Annotated in this window: 10 protein-coding genes; 2 read left to right on the top strand and 8 right to left on the bottom strand. The window is 42.2% G+C overall.

All coding sequences use genetic code 11. The features are described from left to right. Positions 1–11: 11 nt before the first annotated feature. From ctaD to lexA, 3 genes are all read right to left on the bottom strand, one after another. A complete protein-coding gene (ctaD, locus tag G6R09_RS13830; RefSeq protein WP_163923100.1) occupies positions 12–1,601 on the bottom strand; it encodes a cytochrome c oxidase subunit I in 1,590 nt (529 codons plus the stop codon). An 18-nt stretch (positions 1,602–1,619) separates the two neighbouring features. Further along, entirely contained in the window at positions 1,620–2,756 is a 1,137-nt protein-coding gene (coxB, locus tag G6R09_RS13825) for a cytochrome c oxidase subunit II (protein ID WP_065169245.1), read from the bottom strand. Between the two features lie 282 nt (positions 2,757–3,038). Continuing rightward, complete coding sequence (gene lexA / locus G6R09_RS13820; protein ID WP_065169244.1) at positions 3,039–3,659, bottom strand: transcriptional repressor LexA; 621 nt, start codon at positions 3,657–3,659, stop codon at positions 3,039–3,041. A 349-nt stretch (positions 3,660–4,008) separates the two neighbouring features. On the opposite strand from lexA, the gene plsB reads away from it, so the two are divergent. After that, positions 4,009–6,447, top strand: coding sequence for a glycerol-3-phosphate 1-O-acyltransferase PlsB (gene plsB / locus G6R09_RS13815; protein WP_065169243.1), 2,439 nt, complete (start codon positions 4,009–4,011; stop codon positions 6,445–6,447). A gap of 90 nt (positions 6,448–6,537) precedes the next feature. On the opposite strand, the gene ubiA is transcribed toward plsB, so the two are convergent. After that, positions 6,538–7,401 (bottom strand): 4-hydroxybenzoate octaprenyltransferase, encoded by an 864-nt coding sequence (gene ubiA, locus G6R09_RS13810; RefSeq protein ID WP_163923097.1) that lies wholly within the window; start codon positions 7,399–7,401, stop codon positions 6,538–6,540. Further along, positions 7,395–7,937: a chorismate lyase gene (locus G6R09_RS13805; protein WP_065169241.1), complete on the bottom strand. Its 543-nt coding sequence runs from the start codon at positions 7,935–7,937 to the stop codon at positions 7,395–7,397. The genes ubiA and G6R09_RS13805 overlap by 7 nt, the downstream gene beginning before the upstream one ends. A gap of 172 nt (positions 7,938–8,109) precedes the next feature. Between G6R09_RS13805 and G6R09_RS13800 the strand changes: the two genes are divergently transcribed. Then, entirely contained in the window at positions 8,110–8,529 is a 420-nt protein-coding gene (locus G6R09_RS13800) for a flagellar basal body-associated protein FliL (RefSeq protein WP_065169240.1), read from the top strand. A 59-nt stretch (positions 8,530–8,588) separates the two neighbouring features. On the opposite strand, the gene glpD is transcribed toward G6R09_RS13800, so the two are convergent. The 3 genes from glpD to glpT form a co-directional block, all read right to left on the bottom strand. Continuing rightward, a complete protein-coding gene (gene glpD / locus G6R09_RS13795) occupies positions 8,589–10,124 on the bottom strand; it encodes a glycerol-3-phosphate dehydrogenase (protein ID WP_163923094.1) in 1,536 nt (511 codons plus the stop codon). A 233-nt stretch (positions 10,125–10,357) separates the two neighbouring features. Continuing rightward, a complete protein-coding gene (locus G6R09_RS13790; RefSeq protein WP_065169239.1) occupies positions 10,358–11,119 on the bottom strand; it encodes a DeoR/GlpR family transcriptional regulator in 762 nt (253 codons plus the stop codon). A 119-nt stretch (positions 11,120–11,238) separates the two neighbouring features. After that, the gene (gene glpT / locus G6R09_RS13785; RefSeq protein ID WP_163923093.1) at positions 11,239–12,609 is read right to left on the bottom strand and encodes a glycerol-3-phosphate transporter; all 1,371 of its coding nucleotides are present in this window, start codon (positions 12,607–12,609) and stop codon (positions 11,239–11,241) included. Between the last annotated feature and the right edge of the window lie 55 nt (positions 12,610–12,664).

The raw sequence follows: 12,664 nt of genomic DNA, 5'->3' as shown, positions 1-12,664 counted from the left end.
ATCAACCTCCGCTAATCAATTTTAGGCGGGGTTGAGAAGGTGTGATATGGCGCCGGAGACGGTACCGTCCACTCTAAACCTTCAGCCCCTTCCCAAGGTTTTGAGGCTGCTTTTTCTCCACCTCGAATGCACTTCACCACCACCGCGACAAATAATAATTGTGACAAGCCAAATAAAAATCCACCGACGCTCACCACCGCATTAATATCAGCAAACTGCAGCGCATAATCAGGAATACGACGCGGCATACCAGCAAGGCCAAGAAAGTGCATTGGGAAAAACAGAATATTGACTGAAATTAATGAGCACCAAAAATGCCACTGCGCTAAGCGTTCATTGAACATATGCCCAGTCCATTTAGGTAACCAATAATAGGCTGCTGCCATAATTGAAAAAATCGCGCCTGATACCAACACATAATGAAAATGGGCCACCACAAAATAGGTATCGTGATATTGAAAATCTGCCGGAGTAATCGCTAGCATTAATCCTGAAAAGCCACCGATGGTAAATAACACAATAAACGCAATCGCAAATAACATCGGAACTTCAAACGTCAACGAACCACGCCACATGGTCGCAACCCAATTAAACACTTTGACCCCTGTTGGCACTGAGATCAGCATGGTGCAATACATAAAGAAAAGTTCAGCGGCAACTGGCATACCGGTGGTAAACATATGATGCGCCCACACCAAAAAACTCAATCCAGCAATTGAGGCGGTGGCATACACCATTGAGCTATAACCAAAGAGTTTCTTACGTGAAAAAGCAGGTATAATCGCCGATATGATACCGAAACTCGGCAAAATCATAATGTAAACTTCAGGATGACCAAAAAACCAGAATATGTGTTGGAACATCACTGGATCACCACCACCAGCAGCATCAAAGAAACTGGTACCGAAATATTTATCAGTTAATACCATGGTGACAGCACCCGCCAACACTGGCATTACTGCAATCAATAAAAATGCCGTGATTAGCCACGTCCACACAAACAACGGCATTTTCATATAAGTCATACCAGGTGCGCGCATATTAATAATGGTCACCACCACATTAATTGCCCCCATGATCGAACTGATACCCATAATATGAATCGCAAACACAAACAAACCAGTACTTGCAGGGCTATAGGTAGTCGACAACGGTGCATAAAATGTCCACCCAAAATTAGGCCCGCCCCCTTCCATAAATAACGATGCTAATAACAAGCTAAACGCAAACGGTAGGATCCAAAAACTCCAATTATTCATTCGTGGCAGAGCCATATCTGGCGCGCCAATCATCAATGGAATCATCCAATTAGCAAGCCCTGTAAAGGCCGGCATTACCGCACCAAACACCATAATCAAACCATGAACTGTGGTCATTTGATTAAAAAAGTTCGGTTCAACCAATTGCAATCCGGGCTGAAATAACTCCGCTCGAATCACCATTGCCATCGCCCCGCCAATAAAGAACATCGACAGGCTAAATAGCAAATACAATGAGCCAATATCTTTATGATTAGTGGTAAATAACCACCGCTTAATCCCCTTGGCTGGATAATGCTCATGGTGTTCTATGGCTGGTTGCTGGTGCACTGTCTCCGTCATGCTCGTTATTCCTTATCACTACTGACCAGTTTTAATCGCCTCAATATCCGCAGCTTGTACGGTTTCTCCGGTATTATTCCCCCAAGCATTACGCTCATAGGTGATCACCGCAGCTAATTCTTTTAGGCTTAATTGCGGACCAAATGCTTGCATTGCAGTGCCCGTACTGCCATGAACTACAATCTTGATATGCTCAGTTTTTTGCTTGGGATCAATCGACATTCCTTGTCCGGCTAATGCAGGAAAAGCGCCAGGGATCCCTTCGCCATTAGCTTGGTGACACATCGCACAACGGCTGTTATAGGTTTGCTCACCCAGTGCCATCAACTCATCCATTGGCATTACCATATCCAATAGTTGCTGTTCTTGTTCTCGTGCTTGGCGTTGGGTCGCTTGCGTTTGTTGCAGCCATTGTTCGTATTCAGCTTGCGGTTTTGCAATCACTACAATCGGCATAAAACCATGATCTTTACCGCACAGCTCAGCACACTGACCACGATAAATCCCCGGCTCATCAATACGCGTCCATGCTTCATTAATAAAACCGGGATTAGCATCTTTTTTGACCGCAAACGCCGGTACCCACCACGAGTGGATCACGTCTTGCGAGGTAATTAAAAAGCGAATTTTTTTACCGATCGGAACCACTAAGGGGTAATCCACTTCTAATAAATAATTAGCCCGTTTAGGCCGAAGGTTGTCAATTTGAGCTGCACTCGTCGCGAGGTGTGAATAAAATTCAACATCTTGATCAAAATAGCGGTAATGCCATTTCCACTGTGAACCCGTCACTTGAATGGTGAGATCAGATTTAGACGGATCTTCCATGGCTAATAATGTTTTGGTCGCGGGAATGGCCATCAAAATCAAAATAACAAACGGAATTAATGTCCAAATAATTTCAACTTTAGTGCTTTCATGAAAAGACGCAGCAACGGCACCCTTTGATTTTCGATGGTGAAAAATAGACCAAAACATGGCCCCAAATACCACCACACCAATAGCAATGCAGATATACAGAATTGTCATATGTAAACCAAACACATCTTGGCTTATTGCCGTAACGCCTGGTGTCATATTAAGTTGTATGGTTTCACCCAGCAGTGGGGCTGAAAATAGGATTAATCCACTACTGCCGATCAGTTTACGTAACATCGTTCTGACCTCCTTTGTCGACTACAGCTTGCCTTACCCTGCACATACAGCGACAAATTTACCCGTCCGCAGCAAAGCTAAAATAACATTCCTCTCTATTTAACTTAGGCACTAAACAGCAATAGCGCAAAAAATCACCAACAAATAATTACTAACAATTCACTAGATAAGCCAATGATATAAGTAACAAAATCGTCATAAATCATTTTACGAGACAAAAAAAAAGCGCAGCTAATGCGCTACGCTTATTTGGTGTCTACTCAATCTGTCGTTAGCGGATAGTTACATCCAATCCGCGTTACGGATCACGCCAACAGCAATACCTTCAATGGTTAAGCTCTGGTGTTCTAAATCGACTTCAATCGGTGAAAATTCTTCATTTTCAGCGTGAAGCAGCACTTTAATACCTTGCTTATCAAGTCGCTTAACAGTGACTTCATCATCAACACGAGCAACAACAACCTGACCATTATGTACATCTTGAGTTTTATGTACCGCCAGTAAATCACCGTCCATAATGCCGATGTTTTTCATGCTCATACCATTCACACGCAATAAGAAATCGGCGCGAGGTTTAAACAAGGTTGGATCAACCTCATAATGCGCTTCAACATGCTCTTGCGCTAAAATAGGCTCACCTGCGGCCACACGGCCAATTAACGGTAAGCCTTTTTCTTCTGCTATATCGTCGGCAATTAATAACCGAATCCCGCGTGAGGCACCAGGAATAATTTCTAATACCCCTTTACGGGCTAAAGCTTTTAAATGTTCTTCTGCCGCATTGGCAGAACGGAAGCCAAGTTCACGCGCGATTTCTGCACGTGTTGGTGGCATTCCACAGTCATCGATCTTTGCTTTGATAAGATCAAAGACTTGTTGTTGTCGCGGCGTTAACGGCTTCATGAGTCACCTGTCTTTTTATACAGTTGCTGTGAGTATATCCAGTGTTCAAAGACAATAAAAGCCAATTGTTTACGAAAACAGCAATTTGAGTAGGAATTCAAAGCCATTCAGTCACTTGGATTAAAAAATATAATGCTATTGTTTGTGGCAATAATTCCAACAGAATCAATCATCTTTCTTCAACTGGTCATGCCAGATCGTTTTTCAATCCAAAAGTTGTCATAAAAATAAACCATGACTGAGTCAAAAAAGTGGTATTTTAGCTCTTATTTACCGCATATCTCCTGCATGAAAGCGGTTTTTTTCTGCTATTGTGCAGCGTATTAAGGTTCAGAGGCTAATTATATCTATGTCAAGCGGGCAGAAAATCTATCAACAATTATTAAAATTGCCACTTTCTTTGTTGGTAAAACCTCATTCGATTCCATCAGATCCAGTTGCTGACTTAGAACTCGATTTAGCGCGCCCAATCGTCTATATATTGCCGTACCGTTCTAATACTGATCTATTAACTCTACGTAGCAGTGCGCTAGCATCAGGTTTACCTGATCCACTATCGCCGTTAGACATTAATGGCCAATCATTTCCACGTTGTGTTTGTGTTGCTGAAAGCCCAAGTATTTTTGGCAATAAAGCCGGGCTTCCACAAGATTCTATTACGCTATTTTGTGATTTATTAGAATTACATAAACAAGATAGTGAATTAAATATTCAATTGATTCCTGCATCGATTTTATGGGGTCGAGCACCGGGTAAAGAGTCAAAAACTAAGCCTATTTTACGCCCTTTAAATGGCCCTAAAAAAACCTGGGCTATTTTGGGTCACGGTCGAGATTGCTTAGTCCGTTTGAGTACTCCGGTATCTTTACGCTATATGGCTGATAATCACGGCACTGATGATGCGATTGCACAAAAATTAGCACGAGTGGCTAAGATTCACTTTTCACGTCAATTACTCGCGACATCAGGACCACGATTGCCAGATCGTAAACAACTTTTCAAACGCTTATTGGCATCAAAAGCGATAGATAAAGTGGTACAAGAAGAAGCATTAAGCCGCCAAGTGCCAGTAGAAAAAGTTCGCCGTGAAGCGATTGCAATGATGGAAGAGATTGCAGCTGATTTTTCTTATCCATTAATTAAAAATGGTGAGCGCTTCTTAGGCTGGCTGTGGAATAAGCTCTACCAAGGCCTAAGTATTACCAATGCGCAGCGTATTCGTCGATTAGCGCAAGATGGCCATGAAATTGTGTATGTGCCTTGTCACCGTAGTCATATGGATTACTTGCTACTGTCTTATGTTCTGTACCAAGAAGGTTTAGTGCCACCGCATATTGCCGCGGGTATTAATCTTAATTTCTTCCCTGCCGGACCTATTTTCCGCCGTGGTGGTGCATTCTTTATTCGTCGTAGTTTTAAAGGCGATCGCCTTTATTCAACCGTTTTCCGTGAATATTTAGCGCAGTTATTTGCTAAAGGTTATTCGGTTGAGTATTTCAGTGAAGGTGGACGCTCACGCACAGGCCGCTTACTTCCTGCCAAAACGGGCATGCTATCAATGACCATTCAGGCGATGTTACGTGGCTTAAATCGCCCAGTAACCTTAGTGCCGGTTTACATTGGTTATGAGCATGTAATGGAAGTCGGTACCTACGCCAAAGAACTGCAAGGTAAACGCAAAGAAAAAGAAAATGTCGGCCAAGTGCTGCGTACTCTGCGTAAATTACGCAACTTCGGCAAAGGTTACGTTAACTTTGGTGAGCCGTTATCACTCAATCAATATTTAAATGATAACGTGCCTAATTGGCACCAAGATATTAATCCGATCGAACCGCAACGTCCAAGCTGGCTTTCTCCTGCAGTGAATGATTTGGCGGTTAAAATGATGACTCACATTAATGATGCAGCGGCAACCAATGCCCTAACATTATGTGCGCTGGCACTACTGGCCTCACGCCAACGTGCATTAAGTCGCAGCTCATTAGAACAGCAAATTGAATGTTACCTTGAACTGCTGCGCAATGCGCCATATTCAAAACATTGCACCACACCAAAAGATAACGCCACCCAGATGGTTGATCATGCTATCACCATGGATAAATTCCTGGTTGAACGTGACGTGTTAGGTGAAATTATCTCACTTGATCGTGAGCAATCAATCTTAATGACCTACTACCGTAACAATATTATCCATTTGTTTGCGCTACCATCATTGATTGCTCATATCGTGGTACAACAGCAATCTTTAACCCGCGCAGAGATTCATCAGCAGGTCGAATTACTGTATCCGTTCCTAAAAGCCGAGTTATTCTTACGCTTTGACACTGAACAATTGCCACAAGAAATTGATCGTTTAATTGCTGAACTCGTACGCCAACGATTACTGCTGATTAATGATGAAACCATTGCGATTAATAATGCCCGTATTGGGCCATTACAGCTGTTAGCACGTACCATTACAGAAACTTTGCAGCGTTACGCTATTGCATTGACATTATTAAATGCTGATCCGCAATTGCCAAAAACAGATTTAGAGCAGCACAGTCAGGTTTTGGCGCAACGCTTAAGTCGTTTACATGGTATTAATGCCCCCGAATTTTTCGATAAAGGGGTGTTTAGTATTCTAGTGAAAACGCTTCATAATGAAGGCTACCTCAATGATGAATGCCACGCAGTAACAGCACCAGTTGAACAACTGGCAGGCTTGCTAACGTCATTGATTTCACCAGAGGTAAGATTAACCATTCAAGCGGTGATGCACCCCGATGAAGAGTTAACTAACGCCTAGTTATCAGCAATAAAAAAGCGCCGTCAGGCGCTTTTTTATGCTTAAATATCATATCTAACACTTAAAATATCAATCGATTAACTATCAATACTATTGCCACAATACGCTCAAACTGATGCCAATAAAAATCACCATCCCAACGTAATTATTATTTAAAAAAGCTTTGAAACATTGCTCACGCTGCCGACTTTGAATCAGCATTTGTTGATAAACAAACAGTGCTGATGCAACCAATAATGCCCAATAATACCCTTGGCTCAGCTGTAAAATACCACCAATAGCAATCAATAACATAATCGTTGCTAGTTGTAATATACCGACAATTAATTTATCAAATCGACCAAAAAGAATCGCTGTTGATTTAATCCCGACTTTAAGATCATCATCACGGTCAACCATCGCATATAGCGTATCGTAAGCAATCGTCCACAAAATATTCGCCACAAATAATAACCATGCCACCGCAGGTAATGTACCGGATTGCGCTGCATAAGCCATTGGTATTGACCACCCAAATGCAGCCCCTAATACTAATTGTGGTAAATGGGTATAACGCTTCATAAATGGATAAGCCGCAGCCAGTATTACTGCTACCACCGACAACATAATGGTGAGGTTATTCATAGTGAGCACTAATAAAAATGACACTAACACCAATAAAATAAATAACCCTAACGCTTCACGTTCAGATACTTTTCCTGATGGCATTGGTCGATGAGCGGTACGCTTTACATGACCATCAACATTGCGATCAGCAAAATCATTGATCACACAGCCTGCGGCGCGCATAAATACCACCCCAAGCACAAACACCACCAATACATCTAATTTAGGAAAACCATCCCCAGCTAAAAATAACGCCCATAAGGTTGGCCATAATAATAATAAACTGCCAATTGGGCGGTCAAAGCGGGCTAACTGCCAAAAGGCTCTGGCTTTGGTGATTTCTAGCATCCATTTTCCTTAGCATATACTGGAGATTGGGTTAAAAATAATTCTGCCACCAGCATTGGCTTATCATTGATCCATAATCGCGACCGACGCGCCCATCGTGGCTGCTGTTGAGTACCAAGATTGGCAATCTCTAATGCATCACGGCGTGAATTTTTAGTGTTAAAAACACGATAGCCTAATGGACGATTACCAAGATCGATAAGATCTTGTTCCTTACCACTTAAGGTGGTCATCGGAATCAATGTTCGTGCAAATACCCACGGCTGTTGATCGCCATAAAGTATCACTTCTCGCTCTAAGCAATCACTCTTACCAATCAGTTTCCGTTCCATTATTGATAAGTGATCATTACTGATAATTGTTTGTGCTAATACCGTCACCGTAAAGTGTTGGCAATACTGTGCCAAACGACGTGACAATGATTCAGACTCTAGCAACCAAGCTCCATGCGCAGTTTGCTCTAATGCCCACGATTGAACCGAGTACCACTTGGCACTCTGTATCAAAGGACTGTACAACTGATTGAATTCCGACATTTTTTATACTACAAAATTAACATACACGTGATCAAAATACTTGGTTGAAAGCGGTTAATTTATTACCATATTGATCTGCTATTGTAGCAAGAGGTTATGAGTTCGAATATCGTTAACCTCAGTAGATTACACCTTGTTAAGCCTAAATGTCCCTAACTGCATGAGTATAATCATGAAAAAAACTGTTTTTGTAGCGAGTTTATTGATGGCGATAACATTACTCTCGCCAACCGCTTATGCAAAACCGCCACCAAATAGCGCGACTCAGTCAAATATTACTTATTACACCTTAGCGCCAGATATCACCACTAACTATATTATTGACGGCAATCGACTCGGCTATATTCGGCTCCAAGTTGACTTAATGATCACTGATAATAGTCAGCTTATCAATATTGAACATCATGCCCCTTTAATTCGCGATACCATCATTAGCATCATCAGCCAGCAATCAGAGCAACAAATAAAATCATTGGCTGGACGTGAAAAAATTCGCCAATTAAGCAAACAAAAAATCAACCAACTATTAGTGGCAGAAACAGGTCAGCCTGCGATCAATGAGCTGTTATTTACTAAATACTTGTACCAATAATCGCAGCCACAAAAAAAGCGCCCTTCGGCGCTTTTTCGTCAATTAATCGCTAATCATTATTAGGCTGCGGCAATTGCCGTTTGCGCTTGACGATCAGTAATATAATCACCAATTAACTGTTGCTGATCTGCGGTTAAATACAAACCTAACTTACTTCGTCGCCATAAAGCATCAGCGGCGGTTTGAACAAACTCATGGGCAATAAGGTAATCAAGTTCACACTGGTAAACCCCTTCTCCAAAATGTTGCCCCATATCTACTTCGTCATTAATACCAGCAAAAACGATATCAACACACGAACCATAATTATGTGCCATACGCTGACAGGTGAATTCATCTAACCACGGATATTGTTGCTGTAGGCGTGCAGCTAACTTATCGCCATCAAAATCAGCACTACCACCCGGTAAATAACTGTCTTTGGTCCATGGCGATCCCATTTTAGTATAGAAAGGAGTCAATTTTGCCAAAGCAGATTCAGCTAACTTACGGTAAGTGGTTAGCTTACCACCAAACACCGACAGTAATGGTGCTTCATCAGCTTGTTGTTCAAGCTCTAAAGTATAATCACGAGTCACAGCCTGTGGCGAATCTGATTCATCATCACATAACGGCCTTACACCACTCCAATTCCATACCACATCATCACGTTGACATTGATGAACGAAATGGTTGTTATACACCTCAAGTAGATAATCAATTTCCTGATCATCAATCGCGACATCGCGCGGATCACCATGATATTCAACATCGGTGGTACCAATAACAGAGAAACGATCCAAATACGGAATCACAAACACAATCCGATTATCTTCGTTCTGAAGAATATAGGCTTGGGGTTGATCATGGACCCTCGGCACCACAATATGTGAGCCTTTAATTAAACGAATATTACGCGGTGATGTTAAGTCAGTGCTATGATCGTAAAATGATTTCACCCACGGGCCAGTTGCATTAACCAGCCCGTGTGCACAGCGTTGAAACGTAGCTCCCGTCAGCATATCTTTAATCGTCACCCGCCATATATCGCCTTCACGGACAGCTGTTTCAACTCGGCAACGATTACGCACTTCAGCGCCATGATTCACCGCTTCCATCGCATTTAAAATCACTAACCGCGCATCATCAACCCAACAATCAGAATACTCAAAACCTTGCTTTATAGTTGGTACTAACACTGATTCAGTACCAAACGATAGTCCTTTACTGGCTGGTAAAGTAGTGCGCTTACCAAGATGATCATATAAAAACAATCCAGCTCGAATCATCCATGCTGGGCGCAAATGAGGTTGATGTGGTAGCCGAAAACGCATTGGCTTAGCAATATGAGGCGCTTTTTTTAATAATACTTCACGCTCAGCCAAAGCTTCTGCAACCAATCGAAACTCGTAGTGCTCAAGATAACGTAATCCACCATGGATCAATTTTGAACTTGCTGATGATGTCGCAGAAGCAAAATCATCCGCTTCATAAAGACCGACGCTCAATCCACGACCCGCAGCATCCGCAGCAATGCCAGTACCATTAATACCACCACCAATTACGATGAGATCTAAAATTTGGCTATTGTCGAGGTCGCTTAATGATACTGTCATAATGTTCACACCCATCCAAAATTATATAACAAAACGAACCATTAAATGCTCGTTCGAAACTCACAGTGTGATAATAGCGTATATATTGATCTAATCCAGCATTGGTTAATATTGTTGTGACATAAATTTGATCATTAGCGCAAATTTGGCTTTTATGGCAATAACAGATAAAAAAAACGGGCTTCTATAATAGAAGCCCGTGATTGAATATCTGTGCCTATCTCGATGAGGGGTTACACCACCACCTCAAAATGGGTTTCATTTTGCTGCAACTGCTCAAGCAAACTTACAGGTGGTAACTGATCGGTAAATAACATATCAACTTGACTAATATTGCCTAAATTCACCATCGCATTGCGACCAAACTTGGTATGATCAACACCGAGCATGACACAGCGGCTATTTTCAATAATAGCTTGTTTAACCCGTACTTCATGGTAATCAAAATCTAGCAGTGAGCCATCAAGATCAATGCCACTGATGCCTAAAATACCGAAATCCAAGCGAAACTGTGACACAAAATCCAGTGTTGCTTCACCAACAATGCCACCATCACGATTACGCACTTCACCACCAGCTAAAATAACCCGAAAATCTTCTTTAGCCATCAACAAGCTAGCGACATTAAGGTTATTGGTCACGATCCGTAAATCATTATGGTTCATTAATGCGCGCGCAACCGCTTCTGGGGTTGTACCGATATCAATAAATAACGTTGCACCATCGGGAATATGACTCACCAATGCTTGAGCAATGCGATCTTTTTGTTCTAACTGTAGTACTTGGCGAGTGCTATAAGCAGTATTGACTGAACTGGAAGGGATCGTCGCTCCACCATGATGACGGCGAATTTTATTTTCATCAGCCAACTCATTAAGATCACGACGAATAGTTTGCGGACTGACGTTAAAGCGTGCCACAAGATCGTCGGTACTGACGTATCCCTGACTCATGACTAAATCAATAATTTCTTGATGACGTTTACTTTGCTTCACGGCTGGAAAGCTCCTATCTATACCTGCCATATTCAGCAATGAAAGGTAATAAAAACAAGGCTTCGCCAATGCGAAGCCTTTTTATATTACTCACAGCTTTACTAAGAAGCCAAACTTAATCAGCCATTTTGTTGCTGTAACTCAAGTTGCTGTTGCTGATAGGCCTTCTTTTCACCAACCATGGTGATAATAAAAAAGAAAATCGCCAATACACAAGCACCCGTTAGCACAATAAAACCGCCATCCCAACCAAAATGATCCACCGTATAGCCAAGCAATGCATTGGCAGCCACAGCGCCACCTAAATAACCAAATAGGCCCGTTAAACCTGCCGCTGTGCCCGCAGCTTTTTTAGGAGCCAGCTCCAATGCATATAAACCTATTAACATCACTGGCCCATAAATTAGAAAGCCAATAGCGACGAGCGCCATCATATCAATACTTGGATTACCAGCAGGGTTGAGCCAATACACCAACACCGCAACAGTTACTAGCACCATAAATAGAATACCAGCAGGTGCACGGCGACCTTTAAACAACTTATCAGATATCCAACCACACAATAACGTCCCTGGAATACCGGCCCACTCATAGAGGAAATATGCCCATGATGATTTATCAACCGTAAACCCTTTCGCTTCCCCTAAATACACTGGTGCCCAATCTAGTACGCCATAACGAATCAAATATACAAACGCATTAGCAATCGCAATAAACCACAATAATTTATTATTAAAGATGTATTTAAAGAAAATTTCCTTCGCGGTCATCTCTTCTTCAAATGATTTATTATAACTTTCAGGATAATCATCTTTGTATTCTTCAATCGCTGGCAGGCCACAAGATTGCGGCGTATCGCGCATCACCAACAGTGTGAAACCCGCAACTAAGAGCGCAAAGAAAGCTGGCACATAAAATGCTGAGCGCCAATCATCATTAAACGCCCACAGACCAAAGATAAATAATGGCCCAATTAAACCACCACCGACGTTATGGGCGACATTCCATACCGAGACCAAACTGCCCCGCTCTTTATGCGACCACCAATGCACCATGGTGCGCCCACATGCAGGCCATCCCATCCCCTGAAACCAGCCATTTAAAAACAGCAGGATAAACATCGCAGTAATACTGCCAGTAGCCCATGGCATAAAACCAAAGCACAGCATAACTATTGATGACAATATCAATCCCGAGGCTAAAAAGAAGCGAGGATTGGATCGATCGGATACATTCCCCATTAAAAATTTAGATAAGCCATAAGCAATTGATACTGCAGCAAGTGCAACCCCTAACTCACCGCGACTATAGCCATATTCTTCAATCAAATACGGCATTGCTAAGGAAAAGTTTTTTCTAACTAGATAGTAGCCCGCATAACCAAAAAAAATGCCGACAAACAATTGCCACCGCAAGCGCTTATAAACCGGATCAATACTGCCATCAGGTAAGCGCTGTTTATGCGCTACTGGCGTAAATAAACCAAACATAGAGGTTCCTTTCTGTTATCTCGTTACTGGAGTGCCATTGGCGTATAGCAATACG

This window comes from Photobacterium sp. Alg240-V54, from assembly GCF_900537155.1.
GTDB lineage: Bacteria > Pseudomonadota > Gammaproteobacteria > Enterobacterales > Vibrionaceae > Photobacterium.
This window is presented reverse-complemented; position numbering and strand designations above follow the sequence as displayed.